This is a genomic window from Spirosoma endophyticum (assembly GCF_900112365.1).
GTDB lineage: Bacteria > Bacteroidota > Bacteroidia > Cytophagales > Spirosomataceae > Spirosoma > Spirosoma endophyticum.
The window spans coordinates 19779-36623 of sequence record NZ_FOLQ01000036.1 but is presented as its reverse complement, the minus strand read 5'-3'; the positions used below and the strand labels follow the sequence as shown (position 1 = coordinate 36623).

Here is a 16845-nt window from a genome sequence, read left to right as displayed (position 1 = left end):
TGGCAAGTGGGCTTACGGCGGCTGTGAGCTGACTAAACACTGGCATATTGATGAGTTGGGACTCATCCGACGAAATAAAAAATGGGATCGTAAAAAGCGTAAACTGGGGTGTGATGGCACCGGCCCAAAAGCCGGAAGGGCTCCCTACTGATAACCAGATGCCTGCCATCGCCCAGTAAGTGAAGCGAAGAGTCCAGCATTTAGTGGCTTTAGAAATCTAGCAAACTTCGTATGTGCTCCAACAGCGTTCGCTTGTATTGGTGAAAATCGGCCAGGGTATTTACCCGAAGGGCGCCGGAAGTTTCCTTGAGTTGCTTGAAGGCGGTAGACATCCGCTCATTCGGTGGCAGTTTGCTGGCATAAAAATAGTGCCATCCTAAATCGACGATCGCCTTGATTTTTTCCAACAAGATGATCGGGTCAGCTTCGTATTAAATCTAGTCAAGTTCCCCCGCTTCCTCCGCCAGGGCCTGTTTTATCTGTTGCTTAGTCATGGCAAGGCTAGGCAGCCAGTTGAGTTAACTGAACCAGCTTAAACCAGTACTGGCAAAACGTTTCTATATCCTGAAAGGCATCCTGTTTCAATAATAATGAATTGGCACCCGCCCGGTAATAGCGCTTCACTTCCTGTGTTGATATTTCACCGGTCCAAATCACTACGGGTATATGATTCCAATTCTCAGAGCCCTCGATCCAGACCAGTAGCTCGTACCCATCCATCTTCGGCATCTGGACATCGACGATAATCAAGTTGGGTTGTAGACCATCGATCAGCTTTTGAGAAGCCTCAGCCCCGCTGGAAGCATAGGTTAAGATGACGTTTTGATGGCACTGTTTAATTTTTGCGGCTAACACGATGAAATCATCTTCGTCGTCATCAACAATCAGTATAGAATAATTCATGGGTTACTACTCGGCGCGCAGAAAAAAAGAAATCATTATTTAAACTAAATCCACAAGGCAACAGGGAGATTAAGTAGAGAACTATCTCTATTTAAATTGGTTTTGATTAAACGACGATTAAATGAGTAGTAGATGGCGTGTATAGTAGGTTGTTAACTAATCGTATTACATCTTCGTATCAAGTTCTTGCGTATCTAATGTCAGCTTATGGAAGATTTTACTACACCCACTGTCTGGCTGGTAGACGATGACGAAGATGATCAGCAATTCATTTGTTCGGCTTTCCTAAACGGAGATCCTTCGATTCATATCCGGACCCTCGACGATGGCGAGGAGCTACTGCCTGCGCTGGCTAACTGCGAGCAATTGCCCCGGCTGATTTTACTGGACATTAACATGCCACGCCAAAATGGATTTGAGACCCTGGAAGCGTTACGGAATAGTCCAGCGTTCGCCCATTTGCCGGTGATCATGTTAACCACATCATCGGCCGACGAGGACCGGCAGCGTTCACTACGTTTAGGCGCTAATCAATTTATGACCAAGCCACTGTCCTATGAGCAATTGCGGCAGATGGCCCATGCACTAAGTGAGCAGTGGGCGTTGATATAAACCAGTCATTCCAGATCCGTTCGTTTCGTATGGCCAGCCTCAACCGGGCTGGCTTTTTAGTGGCCTTCCTGATTGTTGCTACTATGGGGAATCCGGTCCACTCCTGTCTTTATTCCACCAGCTATGCTAGTGACGATGGATCGAATAACTGTAAATCTATTGGCCTATCTCCCTGCTGCTATTATTACTAAGGGGAGAGGCTACCGGGTAATCCCCGCCCACAATCAACATCAATAATACCACTACCGGCCAGTCGAGGAGAGAGAACTACTTTTGCTGGCTTTACTGGTACGCTTCATTTTTCGGCCACTACTTTTCGACCCACCCTGACTCATGGTGCCTGATCCGGCCTTGGTACCCGAAACGGTAGCCCCTGTTGAGCCATTTTGCGCCGGTGTTGCCCCTGATGTTGGCGTACCCGTATTACTACTGCCGGAAGCAGTAGATTGTGCCTGAGTCGTAAGGCTGGTTATGGCCAGCAGGAAAGCGCCTACTAGGATTCTATTTTTCATACCCTTGAATTGATTTAGAAATCGTTGCCTATTCTAACTAATTGAGTAGGGAATTGATTAACCAAGAGGCCATAACTGAGTAAATGGCGCAAGGTATGGTATGAACTAAAAGATCAACCCGTATTATTCCTGCCTATCAACGGCTTCTCAGGTCAAGCTGCGTCTGGTCATCTTCTCCATTCGTATAGCCATTGCCCGGTATTGAATCGGGATCATCAATCGTTGTTTCGCTGATTTGCGCTCGATTGATCCAGTGACCTGGCGAGGTTAAGCGAGCCTGAATGGGCAGGCTTACGGTCGTATTGGCGGCAATATACCTCAACGTAATGCTGAGCAACCGCCCGTTCGCGGCCCAGCCAGCGGCATTTACCAACTCAAAACCGTCGGGTAGCTGGTTTTCCAACTGAACGATATCGGCCGTGTGACCACCCGCATTATTCACGTAAACCGTAAACGTAATCGTCTCGCCAAGGGCAAGCACCCGTTTGCTCACGTCCATATGCAGACTAAGGTCGGCCTGGTTAGGAACGGGTGTCGGCTGACTGGACGCCACAGCTGGCAGCAGGCGCTGGTTCGGGTTGGGAGACTCAAATACAGTGGTTGCTGGTCCAAGGACACGAAAATCGACCGTAGCGACGTCGTCTTCCCCGTCGGCCGTGCCCGAATTGGGCGTACTGTCCGGATCGGGCGAGGTGGCTGTGGTTATCTGAGCCGCTGTCCGGAACAGCCCGACTGCCGTTGGTCTGACCAGAATCATGAACGTAGTATCTGCCAGTGGGAGGAGTTTGTACACCGTTCCCGTCATTACATTATCGCTGTAGACTTGCCCATTGGTATCCATGAACTGAAGATTCGTTGGCAATCGATATGTCCATCGGGCCAGGGCGGCTTGGGTGTTGCTTTGATTGGTGACCCGCAGCCGGATCGCGATCGATTCGTTGACCTGTACGATCCGTTTCGCAGCCTGTAGCGACAGGCTCAGGTCGGCCAAGGATACCGGCAACGTATCTTTCAATAAAACAATTGACGTAAATGGGCTGAGCGTAAAGGATTTGGCACATACCTGGTTTTTTACATCCCGATAGGCACCGGATAACGTAATGAGACTATCTTTCAGGGTCGGATTATAAAAAAGCCGGATAAATTCATCCGGGTTATTCTGAATCGGCGCATCCTCTTGTAGGCGGATATTATCAAGCCAGAAAGTCTGTCCTTCCCCGTCAATTTGAATCATAATGATGGGGTCGATCCCATCGGCTGATGCCGTAAAGAACAGTTCGTGGTTGGTTCGGGTTGGACTCATGGCTACCGTATAACGCCTGTCATACTCCGTGTAGGGAGGCCCGTAGCTTCTGAGATAAACCGATATACTCGCCGTTGTGGAGGCAACGGCGTCGAAACGGAGCACATAGGTTTTTCCTTTGGTCAGCGTACCGATCCGTCGGATGGCCTGCGCATAGGAATTGGATTGGCCAGAGGGAGTGGGGAATGAAATGCGCAGGCTGTTACCATCGAGTTTATTGGTGTTATCCAGTGCAGCCTCAGCGTTGTTGTTATTGCTGTAAACGATATGCCAGTCATCCAGATTAGTGTCGAACGAAGAGGTAAATCGATTCGTGCCGCCAGCTCCGTCATTTCTGTATTGCTTATAAGTGAGTGGACTTCGTTTCGAGTGACGATCAAACCCGCGGGAGAAACCCATCCAGTCGGGCAGGGCATAATTGCCCCCCTGACCTCCTTGTGAGGCATTGATAAAGCCGCGTATGGTAGCGCTATCATCATAGGGACGGACATAATAGTTGTAATCTATGGTGCCATACTGGAACAAGTCGTCCGTATAGGACTCGTATTGAGCCACCAGCTGAGAAGCCAGCTTGCTAACTAGCATGTTATTGGTGATAACATTATTACGTATAAGACAAAAGTTGCCATTCGGATAGACGGAAAGCTGACTGACACCATTGTCGAATAGGGTATTGTCCGTGAACGTAATAGAACTGACTGCATGCAGAAAGACCCCCCACTGGATGTTATGAAATACGGTGTTGTTTTTGATTTCTACATTTTCCACGCAGTCATCCAGAAAAATCCCATTCGCGCCTGAGTATTCATGCCTGAATGATCCCTCTGGTGCGCCAAGGCCATTGTAAATGATATTGGATACAATATGGATATTGGTCATGGGCGCCTTAAGCCCGTTCCAGATGTAAATACCTCCTCCATCACTTTTGGTCATGCAATAGTTAGAGATGATGTTCTGGCGGACAATCGTGTTGCTCCAGACGGTAACGCTGTTGTAGCCAACGCTATCAATGGTATTGTTCTCAATCAGGACAGTATCATTAGCTGTTGACTGGAGTCCATTGTACTGACCATCCCCCCCTTTGCCCCGGCCTGGTATCACCCCAATTCGCCGAAGCCTGTTGCCTCTGAACGTAACGTTTTGATACGCATCGAACCAGACTCCGTTGTTGTTGACCCCCAAAAGGGTATTGTTTTCGACGAACACATTCGAACCTCTTCCCTTTACGGATATCCCGTCTTCACCCGAGTTGGTGATGTCGTTCGCGGATAGCGTAAAACTCGATACGTTGGTGGCCGATACGCTCTCATTCAGTGTCTGGGTAATATGCAGGTTGCGAAGTATAATGTTTGAAACCCCTGTCGCGTCCACCCCCCGACTCTGGGTTGCGGCTGTAATTGCCTGATTATTAGGGTTAATTTGGTCGCTAAATAGCTTTATGATTTTGTTGGCTGCATCATAATACCATTCCCCATTCTGATCGAGGGTGGCCGGGTGATTCTGGATGAAGTACCCCCAGCCATCGCTGGGTTGGTAGCCAGACGAGTTGAGGTAATTGGTCAGGCTAAGTACGTCACCTGACTGTTGTTGAATGGTAGCCCGGTCAATGATCCACTGGGTAGGTCTCATTACGGCTTCCCCTCCTACCCAGTTAATGTTATCGGGTAGATGCTCCTGACTTACAATTTGATTTTGGCCGGTATGAGACCCAATCGTCAGATAGCCTTTATTGGACGTATTGCTGTTGGGGTATCGGCCCAGGGGCAACGAGGTTTCGTTCTGAAATACCCCCGTCACCGTGTTACCGCAATCTGGACAGGCTGCCTGCCAGATATTGCCGCCCATATTAGACCAAATCGTAACGGCTACCGAGCCAGCCAGGGTGGGTTTCGGCCCACTGCCATAGGCATCGAACACAATGGCCTGGCTTGACGTACCCGATTGCCGGATCAGCAGCGTTCCCCGAAAAGTATCACCCCGGCGAAACAGAACGGCGTCCCCCGGTTGCAGGGAGAGTTGATTGACTTTGGCTAAATTTTGAAGGGGAGCATCAGCCGTTGTTCCCGGGTTGGTGTCTTGACCGTTCGCGGCCACATAATAAGTCGTTTGCCCGAAAAGGCTGAATGAATTGATCAGACAAACCCATAAAAAGATAAGCTGGATAATAAAGCTGCTCCGAAAAAGGGAGGTTAAATAGAAATAAGTAGTGTGAAAAAGGTAAAGCATTCTGACAATCAAAAGTTAACAACAATAAATATAAGTAAATTTATAGGACTTTCGTTTAAATGATAATTGCCATAATTCTTGAATTGACTAACTCATGACCTAATTAGTTAGACAACAGGTTAATACATACCCGATCCATGGTTTCTTCCACTTGTCGGGACTCTTCTCAAAGCTACCCAAGCTTGATAGCAGCAGGCCAGATGATTACGCTGCTGACGGTTAGTTTCCAGAGCGTGAAGGCCGCGCTAACGAATCCGATGAAAAGTCTGCGGAGTGAGTAAGCCTGGGCTGTAATGCATGACCCTACCCAGCCTTTCGCTCACATCTGTAAAGCTTCCTAGCGCCATAAAATAAGTCTCAGAGTTGTTGCCCCGCCCTAGGAATAGGCGGGGCTTTTTTATTGGGCAGGTTGTTGTAGATACCCTGGTTGATAACGACCAACTCCAGACAACACAAACGGGATGGGTCAATGAGATCTATTTTTGTGGTATGCCTTCTTTTTGACCGTTGGCTCAAAGAAGGTCTTGAGCAATCCACAAACAGACGTAAGTTGCTCCATTAGGCGTAGCTAGTGGACACGATGAACAGCTCACATTAGCCTGCACTATACAAACCCCTTAAACCACGCAAACCAACTTTACCAGAACAATCCGGCATCATGAAACAGATATTTTTGTTTACGCTGGCCCTACTGGGCTCAACCACTCTTCAGGCTCAGGTGGGTATTGGCACAACCACACCAAACGCATTCTTTAATGTTGCTGATGGCAAAGATGTTCTCTTCGGTCAGACGCTTTCCTGGCAAGTAGAAGATGATGATAGTGATCGAAGTAAGCTTATCTGGTACGCCAGTAAGGGCGCTTTTCGAGCCGGGAATGTGTCGTATACTAAATGGGACATTGCCCAGGTGGGTAACAGTTCGATGGCTTTGGGGTCCAACAATGTGGCTAGTGGGAATAACTCCGTAGCCATTGGCACCGGCAGCACGGCTAGTGGATCACTGGCCATTGTTGTAGGAAGAACTAACATTGCCAGTGGCTTTCACGCGATGGCTATGGGGGAGAATCTCACATCTAGTGGCAATAACTCCGTCGCCCTGGGTAATAATAACACCGCCAGCGGTCCGTCCGCCATAGTTATAGGGCAGTTTAGCACTGCTAGTGGTAATAATTCGGTCGCCCTGGGTTCCGGGGTGTCAACAAATGGCAAAACAGGCTCATTTATTTTAGGTGATTTCGCTCAAAACAATAGCTCCCTCGCTAGTTATGCCAATACGGCTTTTAATCAAATGATGATGCGCTTTGAAGGTGGCTACATGCTCTACACGACAGCTCCCGCCAACCAAACCTCGGCCATCGGCGTGCGAGTGGGGGCCGGAAGCAATGCCTGGCAAACGATCTCCGACTCAACCCGTAAAGAGAATTTTCGCTTCGCTAACGGGGCGGACTTTCTCCAAAAGATCAGCCAGATGCGTCTGGGAAGCTGGAATTATAAAGGGCAGGATGTAAAGCAATACCGGCACTATGGTCCCATGGCGCAGGATTTCTTTGCTGCCTTTGGGCATGATGAACTGGGGGTCATTGGGGAGGATAAGTCGATTAACCAGGCAGACTTCGACGGGGTAAACCTGATTGCCATTCAGGCCCTGATCAGGGAGAATCAGGAATTGAAAGCCAAACTCGCTACCTTCGAAGAACGAGAGAAAAGTATCCAGTCCCGGCTTGACAAAATCGAAGCCTTACTGACTGATCCATCGACCGCTTCCTCCCATAGCCTCAAACCCTGATCTGCCTTATGAAATACGTTATAAGAGTCCTAACCCTATTGATGAGCCTTCAGGCTTCCGCTCAACTCAGTGCCGGTAGTTCGGGTATGACCGTTTTAAGCGGAACACCCGTAGCGATCGATGGATTAACACTGGTCCCAGCGACCATCCTGAACCTGGCAGATAATACCATCCAGAAAAGCACTTCAGCTGTTTCGGGTAATCCCGGCAGTATCAACCGGGTGTATCAGTTCGTAACCCCCATCCAGTTTTCAGGTACCGCTGGGGTATACTATCTGCCAACGGAACTGAATGGCTATTCAGAGTCCAGCCTGCAACTGGCCTACTCTTCAGGGATCAATACGGCACTGGCAGTCACCACCGCGAGCACTGTTAACGCTACGACGCACTCTGTCAGTAATACCCTCACCAATCAACCCTTAGCGGTTGTTACGGCCTCGGCCCTGCCTGATTTCATTCCGATTCTGAGTACCTTACCGGCTACGCAATACGGCACGTCTACTTTTACCGCCGTGGTGGATGTATATGAGCTGAATGCTGCGCCGACCAGTGCGGCTGTCACGGTCTACATTGCCAAAGATCCGCTGGTGGCGCTGAGCTTTAACGCGAGATCGGTCTTGGTCGGCGGTAAGGTTGTGCAGAACGGCAGCTGGGGCTTTGATAGCTCGAATGATAATTTCTATATCCTCACCACCCAGGGGATGACGGGCCAGGGTCACAAGGCGTTTGGCCTGACGGGTGTACTGACGCCGGGCAATACGAAAGGGAGCTTAACCATCGCCAGCACCATTGCCGGAGTCAGTGGGGGCGAGCTGAAGATCACCAATAACTCGGATGCCGATAAGATCGACTATTTTAAGCAGTAGGACTGACATTGCTTACTTAGCCAAAAAAGGTCCTCTACTGGTAGTAGAGGACCTTTTCTGTTCTTGACGCTTCTTCAGGCGAGTTCAGCCAAGTATGTCAGTTTACTAAAAGAACTATGTTATTTGGTCGACAATCACTTTACTTGACAAACTTGAGACAGAAATCTGTAGCCAGAACAGCCTATTCAACGCGCAACCAACCCTGTACGAGGTGGCATTCTCGACTGAGTCGTGCAACCATATTAGGCGGTTGAGTTAGTAAGGTGTATAGCGTGCAAGTTCAGCGACCCGCCTATTCATACTGCGGGACTTTTTGGTGGGGTATACTGCTGGCTAACCATTAGTTGATAGCGGCTAACCCGAGATAAACGGCATATAGGATGTGATTATAAACTTATGCACCTTCTTTTTGACCGTTGGCTCAAAGTAGGCTCCAGGCAATCTACAAACGGACGTAAGTTGCTCTAGGTAGGTAGTAAACACGACTAGTGACTCATTACCTGCACCATACGTACTTATCAAGGACCGGACAACTCAACCAATTTTATTACAGCAATTGCTACATCATGAAACACCTCTTTTTGTTTGTCTTCGTTTTACTACGCTCAACAGGCCTGTATGCCCAGGTCGGTATTGGCACTTCCACCCCAAAGGCATTCTTAAACGTAGCCGTGGGTAGAGATGTGCTGTTTGGCGAAAATACAACCAACACGGGTAACCCAAACAAACTCTTCTGGTATGCCAGCAAAGCAGCCTTACGGGCAGGCTATGTGGATGATGCGAGCTGGAATAGCGTCAACTTAGGCCAATATTCCCTGGCTACTGGCTACAATACAACTGCCAATGGGGACTATACCACGGCGTTGGGTCTGCAAACGATGGCCAGCGGACAAGGGGCTGTGAGTCTGGGCGCTTATTCTACCGCATCAGGTACAGCCTCCCTGGCCATGGGTAATCAGGCTACCGCCAGTGGATCAACGGCCATAGCCTTGGGTTTTCAAACGATGGCTATGGGCAACTATGCCACAGCGTCGGGGTATCAATCCAGAGCGAGTGGAGAAGCCGCCGTGAGTATGGGCTTTTCGTCCACGGCCTCGGGGGATGCCTCAACCGCACTGGGCAATCAGACACTGGCCAGTAGTTCAGGGGCTAGCGCTATAGGCTATCAAACCACCGCTAGCGGCTTATTCGCTACCGCGTTGGGTTATCAAACCAGGGCTAGCGGTTATGCTTCTACGGCGTTGGGGGCCAATGTGTCAACCAACAGTCAGGTAGGCTCGTTCATCATCGGGGATTATTCTACGGGCTACGAGTATACCAACCAGAAACCCTATCAAATGATGATGCGCTTTAGTGGGGGGTATATGCTTTATACCAGTGCTCCGCTTAATCAGAGTACAGCCATAGGCGTGCAGGTAGCAGCCAACGGCAACGCCTGGACCACCCTCTCCGACTCTACCCGTAAGGAGAACTTTCGCCTGGTAGACGGCGCCACCTTCCTTCGCAAGATTAGTGCTATGCGCTTAGGCTCCTGGAACTACAAAGGCCAGGAGGTAAAGAACTACCGCCATTACGGCCCCATGGCGCAGGACTTCTTTGCTGCTTTCGGGCATGATGAACTGGGCGTGATCGGGGAAGATAAGAGCATAAATCAGGCGGATTTCGATGGGGTGAATCTGATTGCCATTCAGGCGCTGATTCAGAAAGTGGAAAAGCTGGAAGCCGAGAACGCTACGCTCAAACAGCAGGTAAGTGAGATGTCGTCTTTAAAGTCGGATATGGAACAGATTAAAAAGCAACTGACCACGCTCTTGAAACAATAGTTACAAAAATTCCCTCGGGCCGCTATGTTTAAGATCTATTCGAAGAGAAATAAATATAATTTTTATTTCATTTCAACCCGTGTGTAACCAATAAATAAACAAGGGTAATAAATAACTGATATTCAGTCCTTTATTACCCTTAAATTTACTTTTCATTGTGGAGAAGGAGACTCAAGAACCTATACTAAATTAGGCAAAAATAGCGCATCAAAATAGACTGTTTATCAGCCATTTAACTATTTTATAATTAAATAAAATATCATATAGTTAAGTAAAATAAAGCCAAAAGTGTGTGTAAATTTGTGTATAGCTATTATTCACACACACATGGAGACTCGTCTATTTGAACTCTAACGAAGCGTTTCCTTTTTCCTCAAAAAAACGCAAAGATCCCACCGGTTCATTGATTGCCGAAAACGTACCCATTCGCATGGCGATCACTTACGGCGGCAAACGGTTAATGCTAAACGCTGGCTACCGAATCGATACGGCCAAGTGGAACGAAGATAAGCAGCGCTCAAAGAACAACACAACCACAGCGGAGGCACTACGGCTACTGAGATCAACAATAAGCTCAACACGCTGGAGAACGGCATCAATAAATACTTCAAAGCCTGTGAGGTTAAGAGGGTTACTCTTACCCTTGCTGAGGTAAAATCAGTCTTTGACCGTATCACTAAAAACAAGAAGGAAAATAAAGAAACCTTCTTTACTGCCTTCGATCGGTTCACACTGACCGTCGGCCGGGAGAGTGACTGGGATGAAGACACGTATATAAAGTTTGGCGTCATCAAGCGTCACCTGGAAGGGTTCGATAAAAACCTGTCATTCGAGAGTTTGAATGCTGACCGGATGATTGATTACCTGAATCACCTCCGGACCAAACGGGATCTACGCAATACTACCATTGTCAAAAACCTGGGTTTTTTGAAGTGGTTTCTCCGCTGGGGAGCCAAGAACAACTACCCAGTCAACCAGGGGGCGTTAGTGTTTACCCCGAAACTGAAAGGCACTGACGGCAAGATCAAGAAAGTAATTTTCCTCAGCCTGGATGAGTTGACCCACCTTTACCGTTTCGAGATTCCGGCTACGAAAGAGTATCTGGACCGGGTAAGGGACGTGTTTGTTTTCTGCTGTTTTAGCGGCCTTCGTTACTCGGACGTATATAATCTCAAGAAGTCAGATGATCGTGGCTCACACATAGAGTTTGTGACCCAGAAAACCAGTGAGTCATTGAAGATCGAGACGAACAAGTATAGCCGGGCCATCTTGGATAAATATAAAAATATGCCATTCAAAGGGGATAAGGCCTTACCCGTTATTTCCAACCAGAAGATGAATGACTATATTAAAGAACTAGGCGAACTAGCAGGCATAGACACGCCTGAATCAATCGTGTATTACAAAGGGAATAGACGCATTGAGGAGACATACCCGAAGTATGCGCTGCTAAGCACCCACTGCGCCCGCAAAACGTTTGTGACCAACTTAATTTACATGGGCGTAAGTGACCACGTGATACGCCAATGGACTGGACACAGGGACCACAAGAGCTTTGACGTATATCATAAGATTGTCGATGATATCAAGTCTAGGGAGATGGCAAAATTTGATGAGATCTAATATTTTAATACGACAATGTCTAGGCCAAAACAAACCAAAATTTCAGAAAAAATTATTAGACTCAAAGCATCAAGAAGGCTAACTCACTTCAACTCATCCTTAAAGATAGTTTCGAATAGTCCAAAATTGAAGTCAATAATGACAGAAGTGTTTAAGCCTCATATTGATGACTTATCCGTTGCAAATAAGGTATCTCGCTTGAGTGACGACGCATTGGATGATGAAATTGATCAATACCTTGTTAATGAATTCAATTGTGAATTTCATAATAAATTTTCTCTTTATTTGATTGAGGCTTCTATCAATATGCCAGAGGCTATATTTTTCGATCTCTTTACTACTACTTATGAATTTTTCAGTTCAAATTATAAAAAGCCAATTGCTTGTATTAATAAGTTTAAGTCCATCCTCAAAAACTATCTATCGCTACCTCAACAGATACTCCTTTTAGATACCCTTCAAGATTGTTTTGAAACTGATGGTGCTTGGAATAACCGTGACCATCCACAACTATTGGTAATTATACATCATCTACAAATTGAACAGGTTTATGCACTTAAGGAATACCTTGCTATTGTGAGTGAAAAGAAAGAATCCATTTCTTTAAGAGATAGTCTTTTTTCCAACTATTTATATGAAAAAAGAATAATCACTAAAGATGAGAGAGAAGCAATTTTAAATTATAAAGAAATAAGTGATGACACCTTGATACTATCGGAGAGTATCAAGGAACAACTGGTTGAACCAGTTAATAGCTTACTAAAATATTTCACCTCAGAGGGCAGAAAAGTTCTACCGTATATTTTAGAGAAGTACCAAGATGTCAAACCAAGGAATGGTTTGACCGCCTTAATAATTGCCCTTGAATCATTTGGCCGCCTGCTCAACATTAAAGTTACGGAACGAGGTAAGCAAATGACTTTTCACGAGGCTCTTACAGAAAATTTAGGTAAAATAGGAACAATAGCTGCACTCAATATGTCACTGTCTGACTATCAAAACACAACTGACGAAAGAAAGAAGGACCAAATAAAGCAAATCAAAAAGGAAATAGAAGCAATATTACACACTGTAAATCAATAAGTTATAAAATATATTTTTTAATCAAATTTGATTAAAAAACTAAAATTCATGTACGCTCAACTTTGTCCCGTTCATTTAAACGAAGACAAATATGAGTTATGCCCCCAATTCATTTGCTTCTATTGAAGAGCGTCTTGAGCGCATTGAGCATCTTCTATTAAGCAACTCCAGTACCAGCTCTTTGTCTGATACCCGTGCCAATTGCACACGGCATATCTACGGCATTTCAGGGCTAGCAAGGCTATTAAATTGTAGTAAGCCAACAGCACAACGTATTAAAGATTCTGGCAAAATTCCCTTTACACAAATTGGCAGAAAGATCGTATTTAATGAAAAGGCGGTCTTAGTTGCACTTGACAAAAGGGAGGTGTTAGCATGAGGCAGCACCTAATCACCTACCCCAAGGAGCGCCAATCTAATACTGGTTCTTCAGCGCTACAGAAACTCGTTGCCCTCAAGGACGCGTACCAGGCTACTCGCTACCCGAACGTTCCGGCCAACTTCCGACCAAAGCCCAAATACGAGGACCGTACGGCGAATGGACTAACCACTTGTATTCTGGATTTTGTCAAATTCTCAGGTGGCTTCGCTACCCGTATCCAATCTCAAGGCCAATACCGGCCAGGCGTTGGCAGTAGAAAAGGCACCTACACCTACGGCACCACTCGCAAAGGCACCGCGGACATCCACGCTGTCATTAACGGTTGTCACCTCAGCATCGAAGTCAAGGTTGGATCTGATCGCATGAGTGAAGCCCAGCGGCAAATGCAAGCCGACATTCAAAAGGCGGGCGGTCATTACTACGTAGCCCGAACCTTTCAGGACTTCTACGACTGGTTCACCTCCCAGTTTTCCGCTTCACCCCAGGCTTAATACTAAAACAAAACCGCCTTCGGGGACCAACCGAAAGCGGCTAAAACTTGACAATATGAGTGCATTTGACCAGGACGAAGATACGCAAATTGACGTAGAAATTGAAGAAGAGTTTGACCCTGAGCATTTTAAACAAGATAATGCCTATGGTAGCCAACACGGGAAAGCGACAAAGTCAAACCGGAGCCGATCATAAGGAGGAGGCCAAACGGCAACTGCTCCTGCAAATGCTGGACACCCAGGCGCTGGTGGGGGATTTAGCCACCAAAGCAGTAGTATTTAGTCCGCCCCTCATTACGCGCCAGGAAGTAGGCATTTTTGGCCGGAGCACCATCAACATTATTCAGGGGGCGTATGGCTCCCATAAATCCCGCTTAGCCGAATTGATTGCCGCCCTGATGCTCACTGGCAATACTGGGGACGATCCGCATTTTCTGGACTTTGAGCGGGCGATGCTCGAACGGTTCTGCTTCTGCTACATTGATACCGAACGCAACCAGAAAGAAGAGCTTCCTTACGCCATTCAAGGCATTAAGATGAAGGCAGGCTACCAGTTGGAAGACAAGCCCGCTGGTTTTCATTTCACCTCCATCAAGGCCATTGAGCGGGGCCACCGCTTCGATGCGATTGAGGCCTTTATCAGCCACGTTCGGCAGTTGACAGACCTGCACCTGTTTGTGCTGATTGACGTCGTTACCGATGCCATTGGCGACTTTAACGACCCTAAGGAATCCATGAAGTTGTTTGACTTTCTGGGCAATCTCTGCGACCGTCACAATGCCACGTTTCTGCTGGTTATTCACCAGAATCCAGGTACGGACAAAGCCCGGGGGCATACGGGCACTGAAGCCGCTAATAAAGCCAGTACGGTGCTACAGATTGGGTTTGAGAAAACCGATAAAGGGGAAGACTCCGAACTCATCAAGCTGCGCTACCTCAAGTTGCGCCGGGGCAAAAGGCCCGAGCCGGTGTTCCTTCAATATAGCACCGAGGCCAATGGTTTGGTCCTGGCCAGCACGGATGCGGTTACAGCGCACATCAATCACCGCAAGCATAAGGCCTCGGTTGAGGACATGGCCGAGCGGTTGGAAAGCCTGCTGAGCGGTTGGAGAGCCTGCTGAGCGAGGGGCCACTGCCTAAGGGCGACGTCGTGGCGGTACTGATAAAAGACTTCAGCGCCAGCAACAAAACCATTCGAAACCGTCTACGGGAGATCACCGATCAGCAGCCACTAATGTACGGTAACGAAGGCCGAATGGTTAAGCTCCACGGCTATACGGAAGGCAAAAACGAGTACTACCGATTTGAGCCAATCGAGTGAGAAATTATTGGTGGTAAAGGTAAACCCCCTATATACACTTTACCACCTTACCACCAATAATCAACGCTGGCAAAAACACTTTACCACTAGACTTTACCACCTTACCACCAATGTCTATGGCTACCTACTTAGAACCTCATGACATATTGAATGCGACCGTTTCCTGCTTTGCCAATTCAACATGCCGAGCAATCCAAAGCCCATCAAAATGATGGCCTGGCTAACCAGCACCAAGTACCTCACCGTCCAGGAGCGTATATGCGTGGAGACCAACAAAGCCAAACGCGATGCCGACAAAGCAACCATACCCGCTATTACACCCAGCGCCGAATGCGAATACCATTCAGCGGATAAAGTGATTCGACACAGTGGCCTGCTTCAATTTGATATTGATCAAAAGGATAATCCCCACATCCGTAATTATACCAGCTTAAAAGCTCAGATTGCCAAATTTCCCTTTGTGGCCTACTGCGGTTTGTCGGTCTCCAAAACCGGCGATTGGGGCTTGGTACCGATTGCCTACCCGGAGCGGCATGGCCAGCACTTTGACGCGCTTAAACGAATCTTTGTCCGCTACCGCATCAATCTGGATGATAAGCCCCGAAACGTGGTCAGTCTGCGGGGTTACTCGTATGATCCGGATGCTTACTTCGCTAAGAAGCCCGCCCAACTCTTTGAACTCTACGATGAGCCAAAGGCTGTACCCGTCCGAGAGTTTAGTCGCACCATGGATGCCGATGCCGAACGAACACGGGTAGAAGCCTGCATGAGTGAGATCAACCGGCGGGCTATCGATATTACCAGCGGGTACAACTATTGGTACGCCATAGGCTGCGACCTGGCCAGCACGTTCGGCGAAAGCGGCCGGGAGTATTTTCATATCATTAGTCAGATTCACCCCGACTACAACACCGCTACTTGTGACAAGCAGTACACGCATTGCCTGAGAATTTATAAGGAGGTGCAGTTAAAGACGTTCTTTGGCCGCTGCCGGGATAACGGTGTATCCTGGAAGGAGCTAATGCCCTGGGAGCCGTCCGAGCGGACCAGACCCCTAGAAATAATTTCTAAAACGCGCATTTCACCTACCTACAAAAGTTTCGATCCATTACCTGCCACTAAGCCGGTAACTTCCACACGTATACAGCCTGACGTTACGCCAGTCGAAATGGTAACGGTTATAGTGGACACGCTGGACGACTGGGCCGCTACTCCTGGCTCAATTCTACGGCCGGATGAAGCTCAACTGGAACGGCTTGCGGTTGAGCCCGTCGACAACTACCCCTCCGAATGGGATGAACCCAGCCCGCCTGGCGCAGTACCGACCCTCATAGCGCAGGACTACTTTGACTGGCAGCGTAAGTATCCACCCTTTAACCAATTAGGCTTGGCCTCACTACCCACACAACCTTTATGATACACGCCACTCCATTAAGTACCATAACCTCCCTACTATGGGTTGAGGTAGATGCACCCGGCTTAGTCAGGCATTGGGCGCGAACCAGCCGTATCCTGAATGGGCTAAGCCAGCCAGAGCGTGAGGATACGCTGGCACGCTTAAAGGCCGGCCAGCGGATTGAGTATGAAAGCCTGGGAATCAGCATTGACTGTCCCGCTATGTCCGATGGGGATCATAACCGATTAGCCCATCTCATGAGCTATGAAGAGTGCGGCTTTCGGCTGACTATGTTCCGATCGGATGCAGCCTTGTTTCACAAAAACGGGCAGGATTACTCCAGCATGCGGGAGATGGCTGAGCGGGGCTTTCTGCCCAACCCGGCTATTGCCGTTAACCGGCTCAACAGGGTTGTCGCCACCGTTGACGGTCGGCTCGTCGACGTATTCGTACCGGTCAATCTAACAACGGTTAATTTTTTTAGCCACTAGGCCTTCACCAAACCGTACCAATCCAAC

General features: G+C 48.0%; 18 protein-coding genes. 14 read left to right on the top strand and 4 right to left on the bottom strand.

Features of this window, described 5'->3' with window-relative positions; genetic code table 11:
• Positions 1–209: 209 nt before the first annotated feature.
• Positions 210–407: a hypothetical protein gene (locus BM202_RS33950; protein ID WP_143100849.1), complete on the bottom strand. Its 198-nt coding sequence runs from the start codon at positions 405–407 to the stop codon at positions 210–212.
• Positions 408–501: 94 nt separating this feature from the next.
• Entirely contained in the window at positions 502–903 is a 402-nt protein-coding gene (locus BM202_RS33945) for a response regulator (protein ID WP_093834644.1), read from the bottom strand.
• 207 nt (positions 904–1110) lie between these two features.
• Between BM202_RS33945 and BM202_RS33940 the strand changes: the two genes are divergently transcribed.
• Positions 1111–1515 (top strand): response regulator, encoded by a 405-nt coding sequence (locus BM202_RS33940; RefSeq protein WP_093834642.1) that lies wholly within the window; start codon positions 1111–1113, stop codon positions 1513–1515.
• A gap of 242 nt (positions 1516–1757) precedes the next feature.
• Here the strand turns inward: BM202_RS33940 and BM202_RS33935 are convergent, their stop codons facing one another.
• Together BM202_RS33935 and BM202_RS33930 are read right to left on the bottom strand one after the other, a co-directional pair.
• On the bottom strand, positions 1758–2027 hold the full coding sequence (locus BM202_RS33935; protein WP_093834640.1) for a hypothetical protein: 270 nt from the start codon (positions 2025–2027) through the stop codon (positions 1758–1760).
• 136 nt (positions 2028–2163) lie between these two features.
• On the bottom strand, positions 2164–5556 hold the full coding sequence (locus BM202_RS33930; protein ID WP_093834638.1) for a right-handed parallel beta-helix repeat-containing protein: 3393 nt from the start codon (positions 5554–5556) through the stop codon (positions 2164–2166).
• Between the two features lie 658 nt (positions 5557–6214).
• Here BM202_RS33930 and BM202_RS33925 point away from each other — a divergent pair.
• The 13 genes from BM202_RS33925 to BM202_RS33875 all read left to right on the top strand — a co-directional run bounded on the left by BM202_RS33925 (position 6215) and on the right by BM202_RS33875 (position 16818).
• The gene (locus BM202_RS33925; RefSeq protein WP_093834636.1) at positions 6215–7342 is read left to right on the top strand and encodes a tail fiber domain-containing protein; all 1128 of its coding nucleotides are present in this window, start codon (positions 6215–6217) and stop codon (positions 7340–7342) included.
• Positions 7343–7350: 8 nt separating this feature from the next.
• Complete coding sequence (locus BM202_RS33920) at positions 7351–8208, top strand: hypothetical protein (RefSeq protein WP_143100848.1); 858 nt, start codon at positions 7351–7353, stop codon at positions 8206–8208.
• A 566-nt stretch (positions 8209–8774) separates the two neighbouring features.
• The gene (locus BM202_RS33915; RefSeq protein ID WP_093834632.1) at positions 8775–10031 is read left to right on the top strand and encodes a tail fiber domain-containing protein; all 1257 of its coding nucleotides are present in this window, start codon (positions 8775–8777) and stop codon (positions 10029–10031) included.
• 343 nt (positions 10032–10374) lie between these two features.
• On the top strand, positions 10375–10686 hold the full coding sequence (locus tag BM202_RS39245) for a hypothetical protein (protein WP_449448523.1): 312 nt from the start codon (positions 10375–10377) through the stop codon (positions 10684–10686).
• Positions 10593–11654 (top strand): site-specific integrase, encoded by a 1062-nt coding sequence (locus tag BM202_RS33910; RefSeq protein ID WP_317039742.1) that lies wholly within the window; start codon positions 10593–10595, stop codon positions 11652–11654. Before BM202_RS39245 ends, BM202_RS33910 begins: the two co-directional genes overlap by 94 nt.
• A 138-nt stretch (positions 11655–11792) precedes the next feature.
• On the top strand, positions 11793–12737 hold the full coding sequence (locus BM202_RS33905; protein ID WP_093834630.1) for a hypothetical protein: 945 nt from the start codon (positions 11793–11795) through the stop codon (positions 12735–12737).
• A 91-nt stretch (positions 12738–12828) separates the two neighbouring features.
• Entirely contained in the window at positions 12829–13116 is a 288-nt protein-coding gene (locus BM202_RS33900; RefSeq protein WP_093834628.1) for a DUF3853 family protein, read from the top strand.
• Positions 13113–13610, top strand: a complete 498-nt coding sequence (locus BM202_RS33895) for a VRR-NUC domain-containing protein (protein WP_093834626.1) — start codon at positions 13113–13115, stop codon at positions 13608–13610. Before BM202_RS33900 ends, BM202_RS33895 begins: the two co-directional genes overlap by 4 nt.
• A gap of 55 nt (positions 13611–13665) precedes the next feature.
• Complete coding sequence (locus BM202_RS37675) at positions 13666–13806, top strand: hypothetical protein (protein WP_177236799.1); 141 nt, start codon at positions 13666–13668, stop codon at positions 13804–13806.
• Positions 13757–14731, top strand: a complete 975-nt coding sequence (locus BM202_RS33890; protein ID WP_093834624.1) for an AAA family ATPase — start codon at positions 13757–13759, stop codon at positions 14729–14731. The genes BM202_RS37675 and BM202_RS33890 overlap by 50 nt, the downstream gene beginning before the upstream one ends.
• Positions 14716–14931, top strand: coding sequence for a hypothetical protein (locus tag BM202_RS33885; protein WP_093834622.1), 216 nt, complete (start codon positions 14716–14718; stop codon positions 14929–14931). The genes BM202_RS33890 and BM202_RS33885 overlap by 16 nt, the downstream gene beginning before the upstream one ends.
• Positions 14932–15112: 181 nt before the next feature.
• Complete coding sequence (locus BM202_RS33880) at positions 15113–16348, top strand: BT4734/BF3469 family protein (protein ID WP_093834619.1); 1236 nt, start codon at positions 15113–15115, stop codon at positions 16346–16348.
• Positions 16345–16818 (top strand): hypothetical protein, encoded by a 474-nt coding sequence (locus tag BM202_RS33875; protein WP_093834617.1) that lies wholly within the window; start codon positions 16345–16347, stop codon positions 16816–16818. The genes BM202_RS33880 and BM202_RS33875 overlap by 4 nt, the downstream gene beginning before the upstream one ends.
• The last annotated feature ends 27 nt before the right edge of the window (positions 16819–16845 follow it).

Coding starts and splice junctions, on each gene's coding strand:
- BM202_RS33940 (WP_093834642.1), top strand. CDS start 1,111: ATGGAAGATTTTACTACACCCACTGTCTGGCTGGTAGACGATGACGAA.
- BM202_RS33905 (WP_093834630.1), top strand. CDS start 11,793: ATGACAGAAGTGTTTAAGCCTCATATTGATGACTTATCCGTTGCAAAT.
- BM202_RS33915 (WP_093834632.1), top strand. CDS start 8,775: ATGAAACACCTCTTTTTGTTTGTCTTCGTTTTACTACGCTCAACAGGC.
- BM202_RS33900 (WP_093834628.1), top strand. CDS start 12,829: ATGAGTTATGCCCCCAATTCATTTGCTTCTATTGAAGAGCGTCTTGAG.
- BM202_RS33930 (WP_093834638.1), bottom strand. CDS start 5,556: ATGCTTTACCTTTTTCACACTACTTATTTCTATTTAACCTCCCTTTTT.
- BM202_RS33875 (WP_093834617.1), top strand. CDS start 16,345: ATGATACACGCCACTCCATTAAGTACCATAACCTCCCTACTATGGGTT.
- BM202_RS37675 (WP_177236799.1), top strand. CDS start 13,666: ATGAGTGCATTTGACCAGGACGAAGATACGCAAATTGACGTAGAAATT.
- BM202_RS33880 (WP_093834619.1), top strand. CDS start 15,113: ATGCCGAGCAATCCAAAGCCCATCAAAATGATGGCCTGGCTAACCAGC.
- BM202_RS33890 (WP_093834624.1), top strand. CDS start 13,757: ATGGTAGCCAACACGGGAAAGCGACAAAGTCAAACCGGAGCCGATCAT.
- BM202_RS33935 (WP_093834640.1), bottom strand. CDS start 2,027: ATGAAAAATAGAATCCTAGTAGGCGCTTTCCTGCTGGCCATAACCAGC.
- BM202_RS33925 (WP_093834636.1), top strand. CDS start 6,215: ATGAAACAGATATTTTTGTTTACGCTGGCCCTACTGGGCTCAACCACT.
- BM202_RS33895 (WP_093834626.1), top strand. CDS start 13,113: ATGAGGCAGCACCTAATCACCTACCCCAAGGAGCGCCAATCTAATACT.
- BM202_RS33920 (WP_143100848.1), top strand. CDS start 7,351: ATGAAATACGTTATAAGAGTCCTAACCCTATTGATGAGCCTTCAGGCT.
- BM202_RS33945 (WP_093834644.1), bottom strand. CDS start 903: ATGAATTATTCTATACTGATTGTTGATGACGACGAAGATGATTTCATC.